This window comes from Pseudomonas sp. TE3728 (genome assembly GCF_056279145.1).
Map to the genome: position 1 here is coordinate 4,762,821 of NZ_JBWBQT010000001.1, position 23,353 is coordinate 4,786,173.

General features: G+C 57.6%; 21 protein-coding genes. 12 read left to right on the plus strand and 9 right to left on the minus strand.

All coding sequences use genetic code 11. The annotated features are described in order from the left end of the window. The first annotated feature begins 106 nt into the window (after positions 1 to 106). Complete coding sequence (gene serB / locus ACZ89R_RS20825) at positions 107 to 1,321, plus strand: phosphoserine phosphatase SerB (protein WP_123500121.1); 1,215 nt, start codon at positions 107 to 109, stop codon at positions 1,319 to 1,321. Positions 1,322 to 1,420: 99 nt separating this feature from the next. Here the strand turns inward: serB and ACZ89R_RS20830 are convergent, their stop codons facing one another. The 4 genes from ACZ89R_RS20830 to ACZ89R_RS20845 form a co-directional block, all read right to left on the minus strand. Continuing rightward, a complete protein-coding gene (locus ACZ89R_RS20830) occupies positions 1,421 to 3,211 on the minus strand; it encodes a molecular chaperone (protein WP_429544725.1) in 1,791 nt (596 codons plus the stop codon). Positions 3,212 to 3,443: 232 nt separating this feature from the next. Continuing rightward, a complete protein-coding gene (gene asd / locus ACZ89R_RS20835) occupies positions 3,444 to 4,304 on the minus strand; it encodes an archaetidylserine decarboxylase (RefSeq protein ID WP_427625110.1) in 861 nt (286 codons plus the stop codon). A gap of 18 nt (positions 4,305 to 4,322) precedes the next feature. Next, positions 4,323 to 5,138: a rhodanese-like domain-containing protein gene (locus tag ACZ89R_RS20840; protein WP_429544724.1), complete on the minus strand. Its 816-nt coding sequence runs from the start codon at positions 5,136 to 5,138 to the stop codon at positions 4,323 to 4,325. A 260-nt stretch (positions 5,139 to 5,398) separates the two neighbouring features. Further along, positions 5,399 to 6,931, minus strand: a complete 1,533-nt coding sequence (locus ACZ89R_RS20845) for an HDOD domain-containing protein (RefSeq protein ID WP_429544723.1) — start codon at positions 6,929 to 6,931, stop codon at positions 5,399 to 5,401. Between the two features lie 155 nt (positions 6,932 to 7,086). Between ACZ89R_RS20845 and motA the strand changes: the two genes are divergently transcribed. The 9 genes from motA (at position 7,087) to ACZ89R_RS20890 (ending at position 17,558) form a co-directional block, all read left to right on the plus strand. Beyond that, a complete protein-coding gene (gene motA / locus ACZ89R_RS20850) occupies positions 7,087 to 7,938 on the plus strand; it encodes a flagellar motor stator protein MotA (RefSeq protein ID WP_008009851.1) in 852 nt (283 codons plus the stop codon). Positions 7,939 to 7,941: 3 nt separating this feature from the next. Then, entirely contained in the window at positions 7,942 to 8,964 is a 1,023-nt protein-coding gene (gene motB / locus ACZ89R_RS20855) for a flagellar motor protein MotB (RefSeq protein WP_123500127.1), read from the plus strand. A gap of 271 nt (positions 8,965 to 9,235) precedes the next feature. After that, complete coding sequence (locus tag ACZ89R_RS20860) at positions 9,236 to 11,329, plus strand: type VI secretion system Vgr family protein (RefSeq protein WP_429544722.1); 2,094 nt, start codon at positions 9,236 to 9,238, stop codon at positions 11,327 to 11,329. After that, positions 11,326 to 11,892 carry a DUF4123 domain-containing protein gene (locus ACZ89R_RS20865; RefSeq protein ID WP_429544721.1) on the plus strand — a complete coding sequence of 189 codons (567 nt, stop codon included), beginning with the start codon at positions 11,326 to 11,328 and terminating at the stop codon, positions 11,890 to 11,892. The genes ACZ89R_RS20860 and ACZ89R_RS20865 overlap by 4 nt, the downstream gene beginning before the upstream one ends. Beyond that, the gene (locus ACZ89R_RS20870) at positions 11,889 to 14,579 is read left to right on the plus strand and encodes a toxin VasX (RefSeq protein ID WP_429544720.1); all 2,691 of its coding nucleotides are present in this window, start codon (positions 11,889 to 11,891) and stop codon (positions 14,577 to 14,579) included. The genes ACZ89R_RS20865 and ACZ89R_RS20870 overlap by 4 nt, the downstream gene beginning before the upstream one ends. Next, positions 14,570 to 15,523, plus strand: coding sequence for a hypothetical protein (locus ACZ89R_RS20875; protein WP_429544719.1), 954 nt, complete (start codon positions 14,570 to 14,572; stop codon positions 15,521 to 15,523). Before ACZ89R_RS20870 ends, ACZ89R_RS20875 begins: the two co-directional genes overlap by 10 nt. 61 nt (positions 15,524 to 15,584) lie before the next feature. Next, on the plus strand, positions 15,585 to 16,520 hold the full coding sequence (locus tag ACZ89R_RS20880) for a hypothetical protein (protein WP_429544718.1): 936 nt from the start codon (positions 15,585 to 15,587) through the stop codon (positions 16,518 to 16,520). Between the two features lie 114 nt (positions 16,521 to 16,634). After that, on the plus strand, positions 16,635 to 17,078 hold the full coding sequence (locus ACZ89R_RS20885; protein ID WP_429544717.1) for a hypothetical protein: 444 nt from the start codon (positions 16,635 to 16,637) through the stop codon (positions 17,076 to 17,078). Positions 17,079 to 17,288: 210 nt separating this feature from the next. Beyond that, positions 17,289 to 17,558, plus strand: coding sequence for a hypothetical protein (locus ACZ89R_RS20890; RefSeq protein ID WP_429544716.1), 270 nt, complete (start codon positions 17,289 to 17,291; stop codon positions 17,556 to 17,558). A gap of 40 nt (positions 17,559 to 17,598) precedes the next feature. Here the strand turns inward: ACZ89R_RS20890 and ACZ89R_RS20895 are convergent, their stop codons facing one another. The 4 genes from ACZ89R_RS20895 to rsgA all read right to left on the minus strand — a co-directional run bounded on the left by ACZ89R_RS20895 (position 17,599) and on the right by rsgA (position 20,699). Continuing rightward, positions 17,599 to 18,084, minus strand: a complete 486-nt coding sequence (locus tag ACZ89R_RS20895; RefSeq protein ID WP_429544715.1) for a toll/interleukin-1 receptor domain-containing protein — start codon at positions 18,082 to 18,084, stop codon at positions 17,599 to 17,601. Then, positions 18,084 to 19,043, minus strand: a complete 960-nt coding sequence (locus tag ACZ89R_RS20900) for a caspase family protein (protein WP_429544714.1) — start codon at positions 19,041 to 19,043, stop codon at positions 18,084 to 18,086. The genes ACZ89R_RS20895 and ACZ89R_RS20900 overlap by 1 nt, the downstream gene beginning before the upstream one ends. A gap of 3 nt (positions 19,044 to 19,046) precedes the next feature. Next, positions 19,047 to 19,454: a TIR domain-containing protein gene (locus tag ACZ89R_RS20905; protein WP_218397195.1), complete on the minus strand. Its 408-nt coding sequence runs from the start codon at positions 19,452 to 19,454 to the stop codon at positions 19,047 to 19,049. A gap of 213 nt (positions 19,455 to 19,667) precedes the next feature. Further along, on the minus strand, positions 19,668 to 20,699 hold the full coding sequence (gene rsgA / locus ACZ89R_RS20910; RefSeq protein WP_007902636.1) for a small ribosomal subunit biogenesis GTPase RsgA: 1,032 nt from the start codon (positions 20,697 to 20,699) through the stop codon (positions 19,668 to 19,670). 107 nt (positions 20,700 to 20,806) lie between these two features. On the opposite strand from rsgA, the gene orn reads away from it, so the two are divergent. Next, positions 20,807 to 21,349 carry an oligoribonuclease gene (gene orn / locus ACZ89R_RS20915; RefSeq protein WP_008068863.1) on the plus strand — a complete coding sequence of 181 codons (543 nt, stop codon included), beginning with the start codon at positions 20,807 to 20,809 and terminating at the stop codon, positions 21,347 to 21,349. Positions 21,350 to 21,572: 223 nt separating this feature from the next. After that, entirely contained in the window at positions 21,573 to 22,184 is a 612-nt protein-coding gene (locus ACZ89R_RS20920) for a trimeric intracellular cation channel family protein (protein ID WP_030128339.1), read from the plus strand. Between the two features lie 90 nt (positions 22,185 to 22,274). Here the strand turns inward: ACZ89R_RS20920 and queG are convergent, their stop codons facing one another. Beyond that, complete coding sequence (gene queG / locus ACZ89R_RS20925; RefSeq protein WP_429544713.1) at positions 22,275 to 23,339, minus strand: tRNA epoxyqueuosine(34) reductase QueG; 1,065 nt, start codon at positions 23,337 to 23,339, stop codon at positions 22,275 to 22,277. Between the last annotated feature and the right edge of the window lie 14 nt (positions 23,340 to 23,353).

Genomic DNA, 23,353 nt, shown 5'->3' on the forward strand with positions numbered 1-23,353 from the left:
GACGCGCAGTATAGCGACAGGCCCTAGGCCGTCAAAGCGCTCGCGGTGCCCGATGGTCACTGAAAATGGGTAGAATGCGGTTTTTTTCCACCTGCGGGGGTGCGCCTTGCGCGAAATCGTCCTGATAAACATCACGGGAGTCGACCGTCCGGGTCTGACTGCGGCCATTACCGGCGTTCTGGCCCAGGGTGGTGTGAACATTCTCGACATTGGTCAGGCGGTGATCCACGACACCCTGTCGTTTGGCATCCTGGTTGAAATTCCCGATACCGAACAAGGTAACTCGGTGCTCAAGGACATCCTGTTCAAAGGCTATGAGCTTGAGCAACAGGTGCGTTTCACGCCGGTGTCCGAAGAGGATTACCAGCAGTGGGTCGGCAATCAGGGCAAGAAACGCCACATTGTCACCCTGCTGACCCGCAAAGTGACCGCCGAGCAATTGCAGCGCGTAAGCTCGATCACCGCCAAATATGGACTGAACATCGATCATATCGATCGCCTGTCCGGGCGCATGCCGCTGGACACTCCGGCCGACAAGGGCAAGGGCTGCATCGAGTTTTCCGTGCGCGGCGAGGCTGCGGATCCGCAAGCGCTGCGGGCCGAATTCCTCAGCGTTGCTCAAGAATTGAACGTCGACATCGCCTTCCAGGAAGATTCGCTGTTCCGCCGTAACCGCCGTCTGGCGGTCTTCGACATGGACTCGACGCTGATCGAAGCCGAAGTCATCGACGAACTGGCCAAGGCCGCCGGTGTGGGCGACCAGGTGTCTGCGATTACCGAGCGGGCGATGGCCGGCGAGCTGGACTTTCGCGCCAGCTTCAAAGAGCGCCTGGCCTTGCTGCAAGGTCTGGACGTCAGCGTGCTGGACTCCATCGGTGCCTCGCTGCGCCTGACCGAAGGCGCCGAAACCCTGTTCGCCGAACTCAAGCGTCTGGGCTACAAGACGGCGATTCTGTCGGGCGGCTTCACCTACTTCGCCAAGCAACTGCAGGCCAAGCTGGGCATCGACTATGTGTTCGCCAACGAACTGGCTGTGGTCGATGGCAAAGTTACTGGCGTGGCGGTCGAGCCGATTGTCGATGCGCAACGCAAGGCGGATCTGCTGCGTGAGCTGGCGCATAAGGAAGGTTTGCGTCTGGAGCAGACGATTGCCGTGGGTGACGGTGCCAACGACCTGCCGATGCTGGCGATTGCCGGGCTGGGTGTAGCGTTCCGTGCCAAACCGCTGGTCAAGCAATCAGCGAAGCAGGCGATTTCCACCCTTGGGCTGGATGGCGTGCTGTATCTGCTGGGCTTCCGGGATCGCGACGGGCAGCTCTAAAAAGATCAAAAGATCGCAGCCTTCGGCAGCTCCTACATGGGTATGTGGACACCAGTAGGAGCTGCCGAAGGCTGCGATCTTTTGCTTTTGGGCTCCCCGTTACAGCGACTTCCACAACGAATCAAATTCTTCCGCTACCCCGACCACGCCGCTCCCCGCGGCGTTTTCGTTTCTGGCTGTCTCAAGCGAACGGTAGGCAAACTGATTGAAGCTGTTGGTGCTCGCCACCCGACGCTCCAGCCCGGCCCGGCGTTCCTCGCCGTTGGTATTGATCAACACCTTATTGCCTTCCTGGAACGGCAGGCGCGGCGTGAGCAGGGTGGCCGGCAGGTCGATGGCGCTGATGGCGGGCAGCAACAGCCCGCGCAAGTACTGACTATGCTCGTCGTGGGCACGCATCAGTTGCAGGCCGCAGGGTTCGGCGCAAGGTGCGACTTGCTCGATACCCATCTGCGTGCCGCCGCCCCGTACCTGGCGGATCCAGCGCACCACTGCAATGCTCCAGCCTTGACCGGCGGCATCCTCGATACCGACCATTTCGCCAGCCTGTAGCTCGGCGGGCACCGCGCCGGGCCAGGCCAGGCAATAGCCGCCAGGACTGTGATTGATCACTGGCAGCACATAAGTCGGGAAATGCTGCTGGCGGTCGGATGCCTCGTGGCTGTCATCGTTTTGAAGGTGCGGGTATTCGATCTCTTCGTAGGGCAGCAGCGTGTCTGCCGTGCCATGAGGGGCGGCGTCGAAGGCGTGGCGCCATTGGTCTTTGGCGCGAGCTGTCGGGTCGGTCGCCGAGAACTGCGCGGGGCGGGCGCCGGGTTTTTTCAGGATGTCGTTGAACGAGCGTTGCCCGCCAAGATAAAAGTGCAAAGCGCTCATACCCACGCACAGGGTCAACGTGCCGTGGCCGACAGTGCGCTGGAAACTGCGCTCGGCGGCCTGGCCCCAGGCGGCATGCAGGTGTTGCAGCGTATCCAGATTCAGCCCCACCGGCATGGGCAACGGCGATACCTTGTCGGCCGACTGCTGCAGATGGTTTTCGATGGCCATGACCAAGGGTTGCGGGTCGATCCCCAGCAAACGCTCCTGTTGTTCGGCGAGGAATTTGGAGCGGTAGCGCGGCCCGGTGTCGAGATCCGGGGCGATGGCAAACAGCCCGTTGTCCGGTTTGGCCGGTTGCAGCTTGATCCACTGGCTCCAGGGTTCGAGCACCTCGGCGAGCCGGGCGATCTGGTTCTGGCGCAGCTGATTGCAGCGTGAAGCACCCAGCAGAAGGGCGACGACATAGGTTTGCTCGATGCTCAGCTTTTGCGTCTGGCTGGCCAGTTCATCGCGCACACTCAGATTTTGCAGTTGGAACTGACAGCCAATCCGATACAGCTGATGCAGTTCCAGCCACAGGTTTTCGGGCACCGGGCAATAGAGTTCAGTGGCGCGGATCAATGCGCCGTTCAGGCAATGGATTGCCCGCTGCAAAGCCTGGGTCAGCAGCGGCGCGCGATCCTTAGTGAAGCGCGGCGTGACGCGAATGACGATTTGCTTGTAGCCGATCGCCAAGTGGCTCTGCAGCGCCTGGCAAAGGTTGGCGATCTTGCGCGAGCGCTCGTCGAGCACAATGGCCTGATGCAGGAAATGCCGCTCCAGATGCTTGCAGACGTAATACACCTCGGGCCGCAGCAATTCGAGCAATTGCAGGCGATTATCGCTGGGTGTGAGCAGTTGATTAAGTTCGCTCAAGCCTTGATACAACTGGCGAGCGGTTTCGCCGATGTTGGCTTTGGGCAGGTTGGCGATCCAGCGCTTGAGGTCGCGAGGCGTGGCTTCGCAGAAAGACAGACGCGACTGCGTCGGGATCGGTGCGCGTAGCAGCAGGACAGGATTGGTCTCATTCATGCCGTAGACAAACTCCGACCGGGAAATGGGCAGTGAATGACTTGACTGTAGCAGCTATGAACGCGGAGGGAGTATCGCGATATTTGCGTCACGCTTGCCTTCGTAGGAGCTGCCGAAGGCTGCGATCTTTTTTCAGAGCGCGCCGTAGATCAAGATCAAAAGATCGCAGCCTTCGGCAGCTCCTACAGGGGGATGTGCCGCCCGGAAGAAATTCGGGGCGGCGGGCCCGGGATCAGGCGCTTGGCAAGCCGATGCCCTGGCCCATCTGAACTGGCGAAAGAGCGCCCAGTCCTTCAGCCCATTTCACTTGATCCGGCCCGAACAGCACGACAGCCGTAGAGCCGAGTTTGAAGCGACCCAGCTCCGCGCCTTTTTCCAGATGGATCGGCGCACGGGCGGCTTCATCGTAACGGAAGGTTTTCAGTTCGCGTTTTGGCGGCGTGATCAGCCCGGCCCAGACAGTTTCGATCGACGCCACAATCATCGCGCCCACCAGCACCACGGCCATCGGGCCACGTTCGGTGTCGAAAATGCACGCCACACGCTCGTTGCGCGCGAACAGTTCAGGTACGTTTTCAGCGGTGGTCTGGTTGACCGAGAAGATGCGGCCAGGGATGTAGACCATCTCGCGCAGAGTGCCGGCCAGCGGCATGTGCACGCGGTGGTAATCCTTGGGCGACAGGTAAATGGTGGCGAAATCACCGCCCATGAATGGCGCTGCGTTGGCCGCGTCACCCCCCAGCAGTTCCAGCACGCTGAAGCTGTGACCCTTGGCCTGGAAAACGCGACCGTGTTCGATCGGGCCAAGCTGGCTGACGGCGCCATCGGCCGGGCTGAGGATCGCGCCTGGGGTTTCGTCCAGCGGGCGAGCGCCGTCTTTCAAGGCGCGGGTGAAGAATGCATTGAAGTGCTCGTAAGCCGTCAGGTCTTCGACCAGTGCCTGGGACATGTCCACTTGATAACGCTTGGCGAACCAGGCGGTTAAGGCGTTCTTGAACCAGCGCACGCGGCATTCGGCAATGCAGCCGGCCAGTCGCGAGAGCAAGTGATGGGGCAGCAGGTATTGGCTGAGGATAAACAAACGCTTATTCATTAACTGTCCTTGAAAAACTTAAATCTCTACGGGCGTGTCGGGATGGTTGCCCCATTCGCCCCAAGAGCCGGCGTAACCTTTGACTCGCGGATAACCGAGCGACTTGGCTACTAGATACGTGAAGCCAGAACGGTGGTGGGTCTGGCAGTGGGTAATGACTTCTTTGTCTTTGGTGATACCGAGTTGTTTCAGGATTTCTGGCATGTCGGTGCGGATGCGCAGGTTGTGTGCCTGATCCATGCCGGCTGTCCATTCGAAATTGACCGCGCCCGGAATGTGCCCGCCCTTGGCCGCCAGCACTTTCTCGCCGGAGTATTCCTGCGGCCCGCGTGCGTCCCAGATCGCCAGGTCAGCGGCACCGAGACGGCTTTGCAGGTATTCGCGGGTGGCGGTGGGTTCGTCGTGCAGCGTCAGGGCGACTGGTCCACCGACCGCTGGCGGGATCTGGATCGACATGGGCATGCCTTCCGCCAGCCAGGCCTTCAGGCCACCATCGATATAGTGATACTTGCTGTGGCCGATGACATCCAGCAGCCAGATAAAGCGCCCGGCCCAACCGCCGCCTTCGTCGTCATAGACGACATAGACCGCCTCGGGGTTGTGTCCCAGTTCGCCGAACAATGCTTCAAGCGCGGCTTGAGTCGGCAGCAGGCCTGGCGCAGGCGCCTGACCCAGTTGAGTGCGTTTTGGATCGACAAAGCGTGCCCCGGGGATATGCCCTGCGGCATAGCGGGCGCTGCTGGTCAGGTCCACCAGAATCAGTTCGCGGGAGTCGAGACGCGGGAGCAGGTCGCTCGGCTCGATCACCAGCGCCAAGCCAGAGAAGTCAGACATGTGAGGTCTCCAGAGCACAAAGGGGAGGATTGTAGCGCAGCGTCATGAGGGCCTGTTATCAGTTATTTCGGCGCAGGAAATAACTGAATCTGTGGCGAGGGGGCTTGCCCCCGTTCGGCTGCGAAGCAGTCGCAAATCCGCTGCATGCGGTGTGCCTGGGTAGAACGAGGTTGCAGGTTTTGGGACTGCTTCGCAGTCCAGCGGGGGCAAGCCCCCTCGCCACAGGTCTTGATCTTCACTTAACTGACTGGCATCAGCCCCTAGCGCTGGCTAAAACTGTGCAGGGCTTTTTCAATGCACTGCGCGGTTTTGCCGAACGCCTGCACGGTGATTTCCGAGAACGGCCCGCCGCCCTGATCCGCCACCACGATCATGATCACTCGACCATTGTTGACCAGGGAGCGCAGCAGCAGGTGTTCACCGCAGAACTGCGAACGCAGGCTGGCCGGCAACAGGGCCGAGAATTGGGCATTGTTGGCCGGCGTCAGGCGCACCTGAGCCTGTTGTGCGAGCAGCCGCTGCAGCACAGCACTCTGGCTGACCGCCAGATTCAGGCCGGCCACTTCTTTGGGTAGCCCGGCAATCTGGTGCACACGCAAATTGGCGTGTGTGCGATCGGCCATCAGGATCATCACTCGCCGCATGCCACACGCCACCAGGGCATCTCGGGCCGATGTGGTCAAGTGCATGGCATTGGTAAACCGGCTCGGCTCCACCAGCAATTCGGCGCATTGTTTACGCCACTTCGCCAGGTCTTCGGCGGTGGGCGCCGGGGCCGGCAGCAAGCCGGCGTGAACGCGGTTCATGCCCGCCGGCCAGATCAACGCTTCGGCCGGGTGCCAGAGGTCCGGCATGGCATGTTGCCGGGCGCTGTTGGCAGCCTGTTGGTGCAACTGTTGCTGCACTTCATCCATCGGCATTTGCAGATAAAGGCTGGTCAGGTACTGCCAGCGTTCACAGTGCGGACTGTCCCAGGCCTGTTGTGCCGACAACGCCAGACCATTGGCCAGCAGCACGGTGTTGGCGGGCTGATTAAGCCAGCGCCGCAACGTCGGGTCGTCATCGAGACGATTCTGTTGGCGTAGCGGGTGATCATCGTCCCGTGCAATGCGCAGGACTTTCACCAGTTCGCGTTGTTCATTGAGCAGCAGCCGATAACCCTGCTGGACCCAGATCGGCAAACGCCAGACATCCACCAGTGCCAGACAGATTTCCAGCAGACGCACGCCGAACAACTGCTTTTCGACGTTGCGCGCCGACTCGCCTTTATGAATGACCCGCAGTTCCCACTCTTCAAGCAACTGCGGATGGGTCAACGCCATGGGCCACAGTGGCGAAAGAAACAGCAGGCTGCCCCAGTGGATGTCCTGCCACAACCGCGCCAGGCGACTGGCAAAAAAACCGTTGGCCTGTTGAGTGGCGTGCTGGCTGATCAACTGAAGCTGGCGTAGGGCAACAGGGATCTGCGATTGGGGTTCGGCGGGCAAGCGCTCGAGCAATTCTTCGGTACGTTTCAAACCGAGCCGATTGATTGCCACTTCAAGATTTTCAGCAGGCGTGGCCATGCTGCCATGAGTGTGGCGATTGGCTTCGCGAATCACACTCAAGGCCAGGGCCGGGCTGTCCTGCATCATTTCGGCAATGTCGCGCAGCGAGCTGCGGCTATCGCGGATGGCTGTGCAGACGCGGTCGTGACTGGCTTGCGGAACCGGCAGGCGCACACCATCGAGCAGCTTGACCCAGCCTTCGAGCGTGGTCGGTTTTGGCGTTGGGACGTTCGTTTCGTTAGCCATGTCTGGACGCTGCTTTACCTATCCCTGCGTGGGCCAAATTGGCTTTTCGCCTTATCTGGCTATAGTCTGGCGCAGTTTTGCCGATAAGGAGAAGAAGAGATTTTTTAACTTCCGAATATGACCTTGAACCCGACTCAGTAAGTGCTCTCCTACCTATGGCTAAAATTATCGGCATCATCGTCGTATTCGCGAGCGTGCTCGGCGGATACGTGCTTTCCCACGGCAAGATTGCCGCCCTCATTCAGCCTTTCGAGGTGATGATTATCGGTGGCGCGGCCCTTGGTGCATTCCTGCAGGCCAACCCCGGTCATATGACGATGCACGTGCTCAAGAAGTCTTTGGGCATGTTCAGTTCGCGTTTCAACCACACCTTCTACCTGGAAGTGTTGGGGCTGATTTACGAGATTCTTAACAAGAGCCGTCGCGAAGGCATGATGGCAATCGAAGGCGACATCGAAGATGCCGCTGCGAGCCCGATCTTCGCCAAGTACCCGGCAGTCCTGAAAGATGACCGCATGACGGCGTACATCTGCGATTACCTGCGAATCATGTCCTCCGGCAACATGGCTCCCCATGAGCTTGAAGGCTTGTTCGACATGGAACTGACCAGCCTCAAGGAAGACCTGGATCACCCCTCCCACGCCGTCAACGGCATCGCCGATGCCATGCCGGGTTTCGGTATCGTTGCGGCGGTATTGGGTATCGTGGTGACCATGGCTTCGCTGGGTGAAAGCGACCAGAAAATGATTGGCTTGCACGTAGGTGCAGCTCTGGTAGGTACCTTCTTCGGTATTCTCGCGGCCTATGGTTTCTTTGGCCCGCTGGCCCACGCTCTGGGCCACGATGCCAAGGAAGAACTGAACGTCTACGAAGCCATCAAGGCCTCGCTGGTGGCTTCGGCTTCCGGCATGCCGCCATCGCTGGCAGTGGAATTCGGTCGCAAGGTTCTGTACCCGGCGCACCGTCCTAGCTTCGCTGAGCTGGAACAAGCGGTTCGCGGTCGCTAAGTCATGGAAAATAACCAGCCGATAATCATCAAGCGCGTCAAAAAGTACGCGGGCGGGCATCACGGGGGCTCCTGGAAAATCGCCTTCGCGGACTTCGCGACGGCGATGATGGCGTTCTTCCTGGTGTTGTGGCTGTTGTCCACGGCAACGCCGGAACAGAAGATCGCCATTGCCGGTTACTTCAAGGACCCGGTCGGTTTCAGCGAAAGCGGCACGCCATACATCATCGATCTGGGCGGCTCGCCGACCCTGGCACCGGAGAACACCCTCAACCCCGAGGTGAAATCCCAGCCTCAGCCGGACAAGGTGACTATCGACGCCGAACAGGTCGAAGGCATGGCCGAGCAGGTTGAGAAAGAGCGCCTGGAATTGCTGCTGCAAGAGCTGCAGAACAAGGTCGAAGAAAACCCGCAGTTGCAGAAGTTCAAGGACCAGATTCTCTTCGAGATTACCCAGGACGGTTTGCGTATCCAGATTGTGGACGCCGAAAACCGCCCGATGTTCGACTCCGGCAGTGCGCGTCTGAAGCCGTATTTCGAAGACATCCTGCTGGCCATGGCCGACACCATCAAAGCGGTGCCGAACAAGATCAGCATCAGCGGCCACACCGATGCCAAGCCGTACTCGGGCACCGGCGACTTCGGCAACTGGGAACTCTCGGCCAACCGTGCGAACGCGGCTCGCCGTGCATTGATCGCCGGCAGCTATCCGGACGCTCAGGTCGCGCGGGTCGTCGGTTACGCTTCGTCGGCATTGTTCGATCGGGAGAACCCGTTCAACCCGGTCAACCGCCGCATCGACATCGTTGTGCTGACCAAGAAAGCCCAGCGTGCCATCGAAGGTTCGCAAGGTGCCGAACCTGCGCCAGTGCCGACGCAAGGGCAGGGCGGCCCGGGCGAAGTGCCCACGCCGCCAGCCGATCCGAATGCCTTGCCGGCGGATAAGGAGCCGCTTCCGGCACATGAGCTTCGGGAGCGGTTGAATCTGTTTGATGATCCGGTGCCGAAACCAGCCCCCAAGCAGTGACCTACAAAAAAGCCGACAGCGATGTCGGCTTTTTTGTGCCTGTACGCTGCTCCACATCAGTATTCGCTGCCCCTTCGGTCGCAGACGTAACATTCTGAAACGCCGGAAGGTTCGGATGGGATATCAAGATGCATCCTACATAAATCCCTTTTTCCTCTTGCTAACGTACTCGGCAGTTTGCGTTTGCTCACGCCGGGGATGGCATGGGCATCGCGATTTGTATCCTCATTCGGCTTAAGGACGAGCCACGGAAAAGCAAAAGGATAAGCGCATGTTCGCCCCCGCCAATGTTGCTCACTTCACGTTACTGATCCCGACTGTTCCTAACGATTTCAAAGTCCTCACCTTTGAAGGTACTGAAGCCATCAGTGCCTTGTATGCGATCCAGATTGAACTGGTCAGTGAACACCCTGCTTTCGATCTGGAGAGCCTGCTCAGTCAGCCTGCTTTTCTCCAGTTTGGCCTTAACGGGGAAGGTCTTCACGGTCGTATCGAAGATGTGTTCAGGGGGGAAACCGGCAAACGCCTGACCCGTTATCACCTGACCCTCGTACCGACGCTGCACTACCTGCAGTTCAGCCACAATCAGCGGATTTTCCAGAAGCTGACGGTGCCGCAAATCATCGCTCAGGTACTCAAAGGCCACGGCATTCAGGCCGATGCGTTTACCTTCCATGTCAGTACCAGCCCCGAGCGCGAGTACTGCACGCAGTATGGGGAAAGTGATTACGAGTTCGTCCAGCGCCTGTGCGCCGAAGACGGCATCGCGTGGCATCACCAGCATTCACCGCAAGGCCATGTGCTGGTGTTCACTGATGACCAGACCTGGTTCCCCAAACTGGGTGCAACCCCCTATCTGCAAGACTCCGGCATGGTGGCGGAGCACCCGGTCGTCAGCCAGTTCTCCATGCGTTTCAGCACCCGCCCCAGCACCACCACGCATCGGTACTACGACTTCCAACGCCCGAGTCTATTGCTGGAAAGCCGCTTCACCGCTGAGTTTCACCCTGAGCTTGAAGACTATCGCTATCCGGTCTTTATCGAAAACGAAAAGCGCGGCAAACAGCTGGCCCGGCAGGCGCTGGAACGGCACCGTACCGATTACCAGTTGGTCGAAGGTAAAAGCGATCAGCCAAGCCTGCGCAGCGGTCACTTCTTCGACCTGACGGAACATCCGGATAAAACTTGCAACGATTTGTGGCTGCTGCTCAGTGTGTCGCACGCCGGAAAGCAACCCCAGTCACTGGAAGAGGTGATCACCAGCGACACCAAACCCGAGGACGGCTTCATCCAAGGCTACCGCAGCCGCTTCAGCGTCATTCCATGGGATGTGTTTTACCGGCCACCGCTACCTGCACCAAGACCGACGCTGGTCAGCCAGACCGCCCGCGTCACCGGCCCCGCCGGCGAGGAGATCTATTGCGATGAGTATGGTCGCGTCAAAGTCGAGTTCCCTTGGGACCGGGCCGAACTCAACAGCGAAAAAAGCAGTTGCTGGCTGCGGGTATCTACCCACTGGGCAGGTAAAAATTTTGGAGCGGTGACCATTCCGCGTATCGGCATGGAAGTCATGGTCACCTTTCTGGACGGCAATCCCGATAACCCGCTCATTACCGGATGCGTGCCGAACAAGGTCAATGCAGTGCCCTATCCCTTGCCCGAAAACAAGACCAAAACCGTATTGCGTAGCCACAGCTCCCCCAGCACGGGCGGTTACAACGAACTGTCGATTGAAGATCGCGCCGGGCAGGAACAAATCTACCTGCGCGCCGAACGCGACCTGGAACAGCTGATCCTCAACGACAGCGATACCAAAATTGGCAACGACCGCCGCGAACAGATTATCCGTGATAGCCACAGCCTGATCGGTAACGACCGCTTTGAACAGGTGGACAACAACAGCGCTAGCCTGATCAAGGGCGACGAATTGCACACCACCGAAGGTGCGCGCAACACGCTGATCGGCGGCAACGAGGTGATCTCCATCACCGGCAACAGCAGCACGACGGCAGAGGGCACGTTGGTGATTCAGGCCGGGCCTCACGCCCATGTCACTGCGGCCAATGTGGTTATCAAGGCTGACCAGAGCCTGACGTGGGAATGTGACGGTCATTTCATCGTCATTAACTCCAGCGGGATATTCAGCAGTGTGGCCATTGTCGTGGGTGGTTCGCCGCTAACTGGCCTACCCGGGCAGGCGGCACTGTCAGCAGCTCCCCAAGTCGCCGAAGCTGTGGTTATCGACACCCTTCCCATGGAAGCCCTGCTCAAACAGAGCATCGTCTTTCGCGAGGCCGATTCCGGTGTTTGCCCGGTATGCAACGTTGCCCAGGAATCCCAGGAAGCAGAGAGGGGTGAAGCATGACACCAGTCATCCCGAACAAAGGACTGCTCCTGCTTGATGGCGCCCAGTACGAAGGCGCTATCGATTGGCTTAACGAGCACTACGGTGCAGATTCTCCGCAGCCGCTATTCAAGGGGACCGCTTATGAGCCGATCAGCGCCGCAGGGCCTTTTCTGCTGAATGCCTCGATTGGCAGCGCAGCCTATGCCGCGTGGTGGGGCGGCACCGACTTGCAACACAGTGTTTGGCTGGCTTCTCCACGGAGCGCCCAACAATGGCTACCGATCCTGCAACGTCGGTTGCGCATTTTTGATGAGCAGCAGCGAGAGCTGTGGTTGCGTCTGGCGGATGGCTCGGTTCTGCGACGCGCCTGGTTGGCCGGCGTGCAATGGCCAGCAGGCTTTTGGTTTGGTGTGGAAAGCGTCTGGCTACGCCATGGCAACGCGCCAGTGTGCGCTTGGGAAAACGAAGCGCCTGAATATGACTCAGCACCGGCCAATAAAGGTCTGGCCGCGCAAATCACCCTGCCTGAGCCGCTTCTGCAGGCACTGAGCCTTCCAGCCAACCCGGAGAAAAACGCATGAGTGTCCAGAACAAAATCCGTGTTGAAACATGTCCGCTGTTCGCTGCCGTTTTACCCCTGCGATACGCCCTCGGCCCAACCGTCGCTGTCGATACCGATGCCTACGACTTGCCGGCATTGAGCGGCTCGTTTCCCGAGTTGGGGCCTCGGCATCCTGACTTGACCGGGCATGCGCTCAATTACACCTCGCGTTTGTTGCGCGACGGTTGGCTCTACGTCTGGGAGAGCAGCCCACCCAAATTGGTGGAGTATCAGGTCGAAAAAGCTCAGCTCACCCAAACCCCGCGCGCGGGCAGGGTAATCGACACCCGGGTCAAACCCCATCTGGTGTTAAGAGCTGGCGACCCTGCCGGATTGGTCTGGTCACCCGTTCGCTGGAGTGAGGCGCAATACCAGGCTGCCAGAAAAGACCCCGCCGTGCGTCAGCGCATCATGCGAAGTTTTGTGCCAGGTGTCGCACCGTTCAGTGGCGAGGTCGATACCGTCGCCAAGCAGATTGGCGAATACAACGATGCAACTAACTATGGCTGGAGCGCGGATCCCGAAACTGAGCACGCACCCGACTGGTTGAAAGTGCTGAAGCAGATGAAGGCTTGCGAACAGCAGGCCTATGCCGTGATTGATGACGCATGGGGCGTGCTGCTCGACCTTGCCGCGCTGCTGCGTGTGCGTAAAGAAGCGTTCGACAATTACCAGGAACATCACGCTGAAGAGTGGGCGATGGCCAGTGTCATCAAGTCACTGAGCGAAGGCGACCGGCAACTGAGCGCACAACTGCCGTCCATTACCCGCTATGACGAACTCCAGCGGGCGTGGAAGGATCAAGAGAACCAGAACAATCGGTATACCGCCGACACGCGACGTCTGGCCCAATTCTGGGTGGCATGGATCAACACCCTGCAAGGGACCGGTGCGTCGAGCATGGACACCGCTTGTGGTCATTTCGACATTACCCAGTCGATAGCGCGTGAGGCACTGGAATTGCATTTCGCGGCGGCTTGCCTCGGGCCGGCCAATACCAGCATTGGGGCTGAGGCAATTACCCGGAATCTGGACGGCAACTCACCGGGTAAACCTTGGCTGCTTTGGGCTTTGCTCGGGTTGCCGTCACGGCTGGGTGTTAGCGAAATCAAATACCTTGTGGACTTCAGCGATGTGGCCCGAGATAACCAGGCTGCTGTTCAAGAAGGCACCAGCAAACTCGCCAGAGCCTTTGGTTATACCGATGCGCTGAACAAGACCGCCGACAAACTGAAGCAACACAAGCCGGCCTCAAGCGTTGAAGCTTTGTTTCTGTCCATAGCCCCGGTGGCAGGGCTGCAATTGCATCAGGGTGAAAAGTCCACCGGTGTGGCGGGGCGTTTGTATATGGCGGCAGCGCTAGCCCGCAGCGATCAGCGCATCCAGACCTCGGGCGCATCGCGTCAGTTGGGCGAGTGGTACAGCGATTTGATGGGGACACGCCAGTCAATGCCCGCGCATTTGAGTGTTACACCGCTGGCCAGCGGGGTGGCTGACGGTATCCCGTTCATGCATTTGATCCCAGCCAGCACCAAGCTGCCACCGTTGCCGGTGAATCTGGCGGCGAGTGTTGAATTGAGCAGTGTGTTTGATTTGAAAGGCGCGCTGAGTAAAGCGCCGATTAAGTCGATTGTGACGCTGGTGGCGGGGGTGAATTTTGTTTGGGCGAGTAGTACGTTTTTTGACGACATTACAACCAAAAACCTTACTGGGATGATTGGTAGTGCAGTAGGTGTCGCTGCTGCAACCGCAGCCGTACTTCAGCGAGTCGCAGAGGTTGACTGGGCTTCGGCTGTTCGTCAAAGCGGTAGTACCTCTATTTCATCTCGTCTCCTTTTGGTTAAAGCGTTGGGTCGCGCCGCCAATGCTGCTCTGGCACAAGGTGCTTTTCTTGCCTTCGACGTCGTGCTCTATGGGATAGATGCCTTTGAGGCCTACAAAACGGGCGACTTCGACACCATGGTCGCGAACTTGACCGTGGTTGGCGCTTCGCTGGCCAGTATCAAAATCCAGGTCCAGGCCTTCCGTGCACTAAGAGTTGCCCGGGCTGCTGTGATAGCCGGGGATGTGGCGACTATTGCCAGGGGACTCAATGTAGTGCCTCACTTGGGGGCGAAAATACTAGGCCTTGCGGTTGTAATTGTGGGCGGGGTCATCGCCCGTCTTTATACCGCGGACTCGCCTCCGGAAAAATGGGTGAAAAACAGCCGCTTTGGTATCCGTCCGCACGACACTTGGGCCCACAGCTATAGCCTGTCCATGGATGAGCTGTACCCCGTCCTGTTTCCCATAAGTTTTGATGCCTTCCGACTGTCAGAGATGAACCCTTATCAAGGCCAAGTCACTTCCACGTATCTGATGCTAAAACTGCCGGGGGAAAACGTGCCGTTGACCGATGCAATGATTCACTTCAAGGGCATCGAAATTTGGGGCGATACGCTCGGCTATCACGGCGACCAAATCAAAAAGGTCGAATGGACGGGCAAAGACTTTGCCCGACATAGCGGCACCCGTATTTCTATACCTGCTGGCCTCACCCCTTACCGCCGTGTGTACCATGAGGATGGTGTACGGGACTTGCGGTGTATCGAGGGCGAGTTGATCTATTCCCCACAAGACGGACTGACGCTGCCAGCTGTCAAAATCAAGGAGCGAGCATGGGTATGAATACACCAGAACACCCGCGCTACAGCGCTACTCCCACGGTCATGCTTGAAGCGGACAAACCAACGGGTGAACAGCCGATGGAGCTGTTTATTACCGATGAGCACACCGAGTATTACTTGTCGCTATTAGGTGACGAGGGCATTCGTGGGCAATTAACAGGTTTAGGGGGCTGGGTTTTCACACTTATATTGTGTGTGGCTGTGATTTGTATATTGGGTGGGAAATGGGAAGGAGCGTATATGATTTTGGGAAGCGGAATTCCTTTGGTTGTATTGCCATTCCTATGGGAAACCCTTCGTCCTTTACCTCTGCCCATTCTGTTTAACCGCCGCACCAGTGAAGTGTATTTCGATCATGATGGCGATCTTTACCATGCTCCGTGGGAGGGTATTTCAGCCGTGGCCAATGAGTTTCAGCTCGTGGGCACCCAAATCGGTGGCATGCAAAACGCTTCACTGGAAATTCGCATGTGGAAATTTGAAGAGCCGGAAACGGCTGTGATGGTGAGTCTAGGTGCCCCCTTTGGTAAATCATTGTCGATGCAAAAAGGCTTTTGGGAATACATCCGTTCTTACATGAATAATGGCCCTTATTTCGACGAGAACGGTAATCACAGTGAGTCGGATGCATTCGTAAAAAGCCAGCTGGCCGTGCGACCCAAAATGAGCGACAGCTTCAAGCAGACACTGGCGCAGTTAAAACAGGCGAAGAAGGATGCGGGTGGAAAAAACTACTTAGGCGCCAGCGATGTTGCAAAACTGATACTCGAGCCACTGCTTTACCCGCAGGACCGAATTCAAGAACTCACCTACAGTCTTGCCAAACGCCGCTCTCGCAACCTGTGGCCGAAAGTTGTCACTGAACGACTGAAGGCCGGGGGGCCCACTACACGCCTTGTCGATCTGGAAAATGAGCAGGGTTGTGCTCTATCGAAGGAAAGTTGATCTGCTTTCTACTCGTTGGTCTGAAGCTAACAATGATGTACATCATGGAATGAGCATGTATATGAATAAGTCAAAACAACTGCGCGATAGTGCATCCATCGTAATACTTGAAGCTGACAAACCCACTGGTGAACAACCAATAGCGTTATTTATTACCGATGAGCACAGGGAGGATTACTTAACACTGCAAGACGCAGGTGATCCGGGTCGGGGGCGTCTGGCCGGTTTCTTTGGGTGGTTAGCCATCGCAATGATATGTCTGGAACTACTATTGATGCTCTACGGAATATCGGAGAGTGTCCTCATAGAATTGGGGATAACGACTCTGTTGTTTTTGGTGGTATTTCTATGGGAAGTCCGTCGCCCTTTACCACTGCCGATTGTGTTTAATCGCCGTACCCAGGAAGTGTACATCGATCACGATGGCGTTCTGTTTCACGCCTCGTGGGAGGGTCTTTGCGCCGAGGTCGACGAATTTCAGCTGGCCGGCACCCACTTAAGTGGTATGCAAAACGCTTCGCTTGAAATTCGGGTGTGGAAATTCGAACAACCGGACAAGGTATTGATGATCAGTCTCGGTGCGCCATTTGGTAAAACACTGAGGATGCAAAAAGGCTTTTGGGAGTACCTGCGCGCCTATATGAACAATGGTCCCTGGTTCGATGAACAGGGTCATCACAGCGAGTCGGATGCGTTTGTAAAAAGTCAGTTGTCTATGCGACCCAAAATAAGCAACAGCTTTATGCCGACACGGATGCCAATAAAACAGGTGAAAAAGGAGGCTGGCGACGAAAACTACATAAGCGGGAGTGACGCAATAAAAATAATACTAAAGCCGATTTTCTACCCCATGGATCGAATTCAAAAACTGGTTTACAGCCTCGCCAAACATCGCTCTCACAATTTGTGGCCCCGTGTTGTCACCGAACGCCTGAAATCCGACGGGCCTACTACACGACTTGTCGATTTAGAACACGAAAAAATGCTCGATATTTAGATGTTGTTGTTTTTTCATTGCCGCTAAGGCTAACGAGGTTTGCTGTAAATACAATTTGCAGGCGCTCATATTAATGTGATGTTGCTTTGTGTACTATAAACTCAAGGAAAAATTATGCGTGCAGTTTGGAATCCTTATATCGGCTTTACACACCTTTCTTGGGCGTGTGTAAGTTATCTTGTTACTTTTGCAATGCTTGGGCTCATATTTTTTCCTTTCTTGTCGCTGGGGCGCTACGTGATAGGGTGGCCCATTGGGGTTTCAATACTCGTGAGTGTCGCGCTGAGTATGATTTGTAGTTTTTCAAAGCGTGACTATAAAGTTAGTGTTTCAGTGGTCCCGCAAGGGTTGATGTTTCGCGATGAGGCTGCTGGTTATAAGCGGCAGGAGTTGATCCGTAGGGAGGAAATATGTTCAGTTCATGTTCGTCGAAACCCATTTTTCAAGTCGCTTGTCATTAATCTGAAAGAGAAAAATCAACGATTCTCTTTGAGTAACGTGGCTTTAACTGACGACTTTCTTGCGCGCGTGCGCGCTCACATTAATGTTGAAAACTAAGGTTTTCGCCTGATGCGTCGTGATTCTGCCGGTGCTTCCGAGGGCTGTATGTTTGCTTGGTGGCTGTAGGAACGATCTGAATTTTCATGCTGGGGTTCTCCCTCGTGCAAGCATCAGCCTATAGTTCCGCCGTCGCTGCCAACGCGGTGACCGATCTTAGCCGGTCGAACCACAGATGAAATCTCTCGAAATTATCCGGAGTTTTGACCCATGGCTAAGTATCACCCCCTCCAAGGCAACTTCAGCGTCAGCCCGACGCTGTACATCGACACCGAAGCCCGCGCTTCCGATCTTCTTGAAACCGCCACACACCGCATAAAAGCCGCCCGTAATCTGCTCAACAGCGTCGTGTGTCTGTGTATAAAAGACGCCGAAGGCCACGACGTAGAGCATTTCGCCAATGCAGCCCACGTGTTGATCCAAGACGGTTGTGACGCCTTGGATGCCTTAGGCTGGAAGCTGGAAAAAGCCGTACTCTGAAAATCAGAAAGCCGCGATCATCGCGGCTTTTTTGTGCGGATCAGTAACCGCGACGAATGCGGTCCTTGAGCTGGTCATGGAACAGATCGGCATTACGCTTGAAGGTGCCGCGAATGGATTCGCTGAAAGACTCTATTCCTGTCGAGCGCTCCAACATGGCCTCTTTGTGGTAGGCATCGATAAAAAAGTCGAGATCGGTATCACCACTCAACTTCGGCCATTTATCCAGGTACAGCGGCAGTGCGCTGGGACCGATCTTGTAAGAGCAGATCCTGCGATCACTGATGGTTGCTTCGCCGATTTCAAACGGCACCCACCAGGACATGGCAGTCTCCTGCGAGACCACCGCCAGCAAGTGCGTGCATTCGGTAATGTTGCGGGTGATGACGGCGGTGATGTCGTCGGTTTGCTGGGATTCGGTGTCCAACACATCGAGATAGGTTTTGATGTTCGCCTGTTTCAGGCGCGCATTGATGGCCATCGCCTGGACGCGGTCGGTATGGCGGTAGCTAATAAACACTGGCATCAGAAATGTCCCTTGATTGCGAGTTCGCGGTAATAGGCGCCGAGGGCGGTGAGGCGGCAACCGGTGGAGTGGATGGCCGCGTAGTACATGTGCTCGGCGTCCACCGGTTCGATCAGGCTGTGGCGATTGCACTTTTGCAGTTGGGCGAAGACTTCGCCGTGCTCTGGGTCGAACATGGCTTCGGTAGGTTCGTAGCTGGGGTCGAGGGCGAACATTGATTCCGCCTCTTCGAACCAGTCGGGCAGTTTGCGCAGGATCTCTTTGGGGATCAGCGGCGAGACTTCTCGCAATGAAATGAACTGCGACACATTGGTCTTGAACACCGGGCGCTGTTCCCACGCGTCGAGAGCGTTGTCGACGAATGAATAGAGGCTGCCTGGAGTTATCTTTCCCAATATGTTCGCGGCGCCGCCGTGCAGTGCTTGCAGCAACAGCCCTGTGAAGACGCCGTGATTGGCGCCTTCCATGGCCGGCTCTTCTTTTTTGCACGCGGTGAGAATGGTCATGCCTTCACACACCATGCTGCTTTCGCTGCGTAGCGCCCGCACTTCGCCTGCCGAGCCCGCCTGGCAGCAGTCGAGAATAATCACTTTGTTTTTGATTTTTACGGCTTTGGTCGCCCAGTTCAGGATGTCGCTGATGCGAATTCCATCCTTGGCGGATTTGTAATCCTGGGGGATCAGCATGCCTTCGTCCGTATCGGCGTCGAAGTTGCCGTGACCGGCGAAGTACAACAGTGCAACGCTGCAATCGCCTGAAAACAATTCCTGGATATGCCCTTCGAGCTTTTCACGGCTCAGATAATCTTCGGCGGAGGTCAGGACCAGGTTCTTGAAGTTCGGATCGCCATTGGCGTCGGTTTTCAGCACCGAAGCCATGGCCATCGCGTCGTTGTTGCAACCACTCAATTGTGAAACATGGCTGTAGTTATTAATGCCGATGAACAGTCCCTTGCGCATGGTTCAGCCCGCCGCATGAGTGCGAATGGCACTGATGATGCTGTTGGTGTTCCACGCGCACTCCGCGTGCGCCGCCCGGCGTACCACCGTGGAAATCCGTTCGGCGCCAAACGGCTTTATCGCAATGATGACCTTGCCCATTCGCCTGGCGATCTCGATTTCCTTGTTGATCCACTTGCTGTAGGTCGAATACATCCCTGCCATGATCAGCACTGCCGAGCAGAGCCGAATCTTGTTTTCGATGGCTTCTTCAAGTTGTTTGTCTGTTTTCGCGCCGATGATCGGGTTGTCCGGTGGCACCGAAAAATTCTTGAACGTGAACCCGGGCTTCGCATTGAGCAGGCGAACCAGATTGTCGTGGGCGTCTGAGTAGTTCCACGAGTGGCTGATGAACAAATGATAGGTTTGCATGGCTGTCCCTCGGTATCGCCAGAGATGCGATGAGGGCTCGAATGTATGCACTTGAGTGGCCGCAACAAGGCCTTGGCGGTTAAAGAGACGCGTCCTTCAGGCAGGCCCGAAGAAACCTTACAGAGAGGTCTGATGTTTAATTGAAGAGGTTTTTGTAGGACGCCACGAACGACCTACCGCCCCGTAATAGTCAGGGGCGGTTGGCGCGTCTGTTTAATAGCTGCTTTCAGGCAAACTGGCGATGATCGACCGGTAGCTGTTCATCCGCTGCTGCTGCACGCGGCCTTCTTCGAGAGCTTTGAGCAGGGCGCAACCCGGTTCGCGGTCGTGCTTGCAGTCGCGAAAGCGGCAGGTGCCGATCAGGTCGTTGAACTCGATGAAACCGGCTTCGACGTCGGCACGGCTGACGTGGCCCAGGCCGAATTCGCGGATACCCGGGGAGTCGATCAACTCACCGCCACCGGGGAAGTGGAACAGTCGCGCGGTGGTGGTGGTGTGGGTGCCTTGGCCCGACAGCTCGGACAGCGGGCCGACACGGGTGTCGACTTCCGGCAGCAGGCTGTTGACCAGCGACGACTTGCCGACACCGGATTGACCGACGAATACGCTGATGTGCCCGTCCAGCTGCTTCTGCAACTGTTCCATGCCATTGCCGTGGTGGGCCGACACTTCCAGCACCGGGTAACCCAGCGTGCGGTAAACCGCCAGCAAGGCATTCAGCGCCGGGGCGTTCTGCTCGTCGATCAAGTCGAATTTGTTCAGCAACAGCAACGGCCGAATACCGGCGTGTTCCGCAGCGACCAGGTAACGGTCGATCAGGTTGGCGTGAGGCTCGGGCAGCGGGGCGAAGACGATCACGATCAAATCGACGTTGGCCGCCACCGGCTTGAGCTGGCCACGGCTGTCGGGACGGCAGAGCTCGGTTTTGCGCGGCAGTTGCGCCACGATCACGCCGATGCCCTGGTTGCCGGCACGCCATACCACCTGATCGCCGGTCACCAACGCTGGCAGGTTGGCGCGCAAGTGGCAGCGGAACACCTGGCCGGCCAATTCGCCATCGAGGGCCTCGACTTCGACCTGCACACCGAAGTGCGCGATCACCAGGCCCGTCTGTTCCGGACCCAGGTCGCCGCCTTCGAGTGCCTCGACAGCCGAGGACTCGCGTTTGGCGGCGCGGGCAGCGCGCTCGCCCTGAATCTTTTCGATGCGCCAGTTTTGACGACGATTGAGTTGGCGTTTGGCCATGGGTGTTCCGTATCGAGAATGCAGCGATTAGGTAAAACGGCCGCGAGTTTAGCACGCCCGGTGGCCTCCCTAGGCTAAACTGCGCACCTACGCCGAGGAGCCGACTCATGCAAAACCCGCTGAACCTGATCTGGATCGACCTGGAAATGACCGGTCTGAACCCTGATACCGATGTCATCATCGAGATGGCCACTATCGTCACCGACAGTAATTTGAACACCTTGGCCGAAGGTCCGGTGATCGCCATCCACCACAGCGACGAGATCCTCGCTGGCATGGACGAGTGGAATACCCGTCAGCACGGCGGTTCCGGGCTGACCCAACGGGTTCGCGATAGCCGTATCAGCATGGCCGAAGCCGAAGCCGAGACCATCGCCTTCCTGGAAAAATGGGTGCCGAAGGGCAAGTCACCGATCTGTGGCAACAGCATCTGCCAGGACCGTCGCTTCCTTTATACCCACATGAAGTCGCTGGAAAGCTACTTCCACTACCGCAACCTCGACGTGTCGACCCTTAAAGAACTGGCCGCGCGCTGGGCACCGGACGTGCGCGACAGCTTCAAGAAGGGCAGCACCCACCTGGCCCTGGACGACATCCGCGAATCGATCGCCGAGCTTCAGCACTACCGCAAGAATTTCATCAAGTTCTGATTGGGCATGAGTGGGCTTTTGTGGCGAGGGAGCTTGCTCCCGCTCGGCTGCGTAGCAGTCGTAAAGTCAGCCGGCGCGGTCTATCTGAAGAATTGCGTTGTTAGCAAATGGGGCCGCTCTGCGGCCCAGCGGGAGCAAGCTCCCTAGCCACAGGTTCTCTTGCCCCCTTTTGGTGCCCTGACGATCTGAGTAGACTGCGCGCCTTTCTGCCAGGACCGCCACCATGTTGCTGATGCTCTACCTGATCGCCATTACTGCCGAAGCCATGACTGGCGCCCTGTCTGCGGGCCGTCGCGGCATGGACTGGTTTGGCGTGGTGCTAATTGCGTGCGTCACGGCGCTGGGCGGCGGTTCGGTGCGTGACGTGCTGCTCGGCCACTACCCGCTGACTTGGGTCAAACACCCGGAATACCTGGTGCTGACCTCCGTCGCGGCGATGTTGACGATCTTCATCGCCCGCTGGATGCGTCATCTGCGTTCGCTGTTTCTGGTGCTCGACGCGGTGGGTCTGGTGGCGTTCACCCTGATCGGCTGCATGACGGCCCTGGAAATGGGCCACGGCATGCTGGTGGCCTCGGTCAGCGGCGTAATCACCGGCGTATTTGGCGGCATCTTGCGGGACATCTTCTGCAACGACATCCCGCTGATCTTCCGCCGGGAGCTCTACGCCAGCGTCTCGTTTGCCGCGGCATGGTGCTATCTGCTCTGCATCTACCTGCAATTACCCGGTGAACAGGCGATCCTGATCACCCTGTTCGGCGGCTTCCTGCTGCGCTTGCTGGCGATCCGTTTCCATTGGGAAATGCCCAAGTTCGTTTATAACGACGAGGCCTGATCCCCGCGATTCCTGTGTAGGAGCTGCCGCAGGCTGCGATCTTTTGATCTTGAAAAATCAAAGTCAAAAGATCGCAGCCTGCGGCAGCTCCTACGCGAGTCCGTGTTGTTTCAGGGCCCATTCGACGTGTTCGCGCACCAGTTCCGACGGATAGTCCCGCCGTGCTTTGAGCGCTTCCAGCACCGGAATGCTTGACGGCGCATTACCCAGGCCGACCGCCAGATTGCGCAACCAACGCTCGTAACCCGCGCGTCTGAGCGGTGAGCCTTCGGTGCTGTTGAGGAACTTCTCTTCGTCCCACATGAACAGTTCGGCCAGTTCGGCGTTGTCCAGATTGTGCCGAGGCTTGAAATCGCTTTCGCCGGAAGGCCGGGCGAAGCGGTTCCACGGGCAGACGATCTGGCAGTCATCGCAACCGAATACCCGATTGCCGATCAATGGCCGTAAATCTTCAGGAATCGCACTTTTCAGTTCGATGGTCAGGTACGAAATGCAGCGTCGGGCGTCCAGTACATACGGGCCGACAAAGGCGTTGGTCGGGCAGATATCCAGGCAGGCGGTGCAGCGGCCGCAGTGTTCGGTGGCGTGGGGCGGGTCGACCGGCAGCGGCAGGTCGACGAACAATTCGCTGAGGAAGAAATAACTGCCGGCCTTGCGATTCAATACCAGCGTGTTCTTGCCGATCCAGCCCAGCCCAGCCTGTTCGGCGATGGCTTTTTCCAGCACCGGGGCGCTGTCGACAAAGGCGCGGTAGCCGAACGGGCCGATCACTGCCTGAATTTTTTCTGCCAGTTGTTGCACGCGTTTACGGATCAATTTGTGGTAATCGCGGCCCAAGGCATAACGCGAGACGTAGGCTTTTTCCGGTTCGGCCAGGCGTTTGGCCATTTCGGTGTCGCCCGGCAGGTAGTCCATGCGCAGGGATACGACCCGCAGAGTGCCGGGCACCAGTTCTTCCGGGTGCGAACGTTTGCTGCCATGGGCGCCCATATACTCCATTTCGCCGTGGTAGCCGGCTTCGAGCCAGCGCTCCAGGTGCTGCTCATGCTCGGCCAGGTCGAGGCCGCTGATGCCGACTTGCTGAAAGCCCAGCTCGCGGCCCCAGTCCTTGATGGATTGGGCGAGGGCGGGCAGGTCTGTGGTAATAGCGGGCATGAGGCGAGAGAAAC

Bases quoted from the DNA above. Each gene is read 5' to 3' on its own strand.
- ACZ89R_RS20860 (WP_429544722.1), top strand. From the start codon at position 9,236: ATGTTCGCCCCCGCCAATGTTGCTCACTTCACGTTACTGATCCCGACT.
- asd (WP_427625110.1), bottom strand. From the start codon at position 4,304: ATGAATAAGCGTTTGTTTATCCTCAGCCAATACCTGCTGCCCCATCAC.
- ACZ89R_RS20840 (WP_429544724.1), bottom strand. From the start codon at position 5,138: ATGTCTGACTTCTCTGGCTTGGCGCTGGTGATCGAGCCGAGCGACCTG.
- ACZ89R_RS20870 (WP_429544720.1), top strand. From the start codon at position 11,889: ATGAGTGTCCAGAACAAAATCCGTGTTGAAACATGTCCGCTGTTCGCT.
- motB (WP_123500127.1), top strand. From the start codon at position 7,942: ATGGAAAATAACCAGCCGATAATCATCAAGCGCGTCAAAAAGTACGCG.
- rsgA (WP_007902636.1), bottom strand. From the start codon at position 20,699: ATGGCCAAACGCCAACTCAATCGTCGTCAAAACTGGCGCATCGAAAAG.
- ACZ89R_RS20865 (WP_429544721.1), top strand. From the start codon at position 11,326: ATGACACCAGTCATCCCGAACAAAGGACTGCTCCTGCTTGATGGCGCC.
- queG (WP_429544713.1), bottom strand. From the start codon at position 23,339: ATGCCCGCTATTACCACAGACCTGCCCGCCCTCGCCCAATCCATCAAG.
- motA (WP_008009851.1), top strand. From the start codon at position 7,087: ATGGCTAAAATTATCGGCATCATCGTCGTATTCGCGAGCGTGCTCGGC.
- ACZ89R_RS20900 (WP_429544714.1), bottom strand. From the start codon at position 19,043: ATGCGCAAGGGACTGTTCATCGGCATTAATAACTACAGCCATGTTTCA.
- ACZ89R_RS20885 (WP_429544717.1), top strand. From the start codon at position 16,635: ATGCGTGCAGTTTGGAATCCTTATATCGGCTTTACACACCTTTCTTGG.
- ACZ89R_RS20895 (WP_429544715.1), bottom strand. From the start codon at position 18,084: ATGCCAGTGTTTATTAGCTACCGCCATACCGACCGCGTCCAGGCGATG.
- ACZ89R_RS20830 (WP_429544725.1), bottom strand. From the start codon at position 3,211: ATGAATGAGACCAATCCTGTCCTGCTGCTACGCGCACCGATCCCGACG.
- ACZ89R_RS20890 (WP_429544716.1), top strand. From the start codon at position 17,289: ATGGCTAAGTATCACCCCCTCCAAGGCAACTTCAGCGTCAGCCCGACG.
- ACZ89R_RS20880 (WP_429544718.1), top strand. From the start codon at position 15,585: ATGAATAAGTCAAAACAACTGCGCGATAGTGCATCCATCGTAATACTT.
- ACZ89R_RS20845 (WP_429544723.1), bottom strand. From the start codon at position 6,931: ATGGCTAACGAAACGAACGTCCCAACGCCAAAACCGACCACGCTCGAA.
- ACZ89R_RS20875 (WP_429544719.1), top strand. From the start codon at position 14,570: ATGGGTATGAATACACCAGAACACCCGCGCTACAGCGCTACTCCCACG.
- orn (WP_008068863.1), top strand. From the start codon at position 20,807: ATGCAAAACCCGCTGAACCTGATCTGGATCGACCTGGAAATGACCGGT.
- ACZ89R_RS20905 (WP_218397195.1), bottom strand. From the start codon at position 19,454: ATGCAAACCTATCATTTGTTCATCAGCCACTCGTGGAACTACTCAGAC.
- ACZ89R_RS20920 (WP_030128339.1), top strand. From the start codon at position 21,573: ATGTTGCTGATGCTCTACCTGATCGCCATTACTGCCGAAGCCATGACT.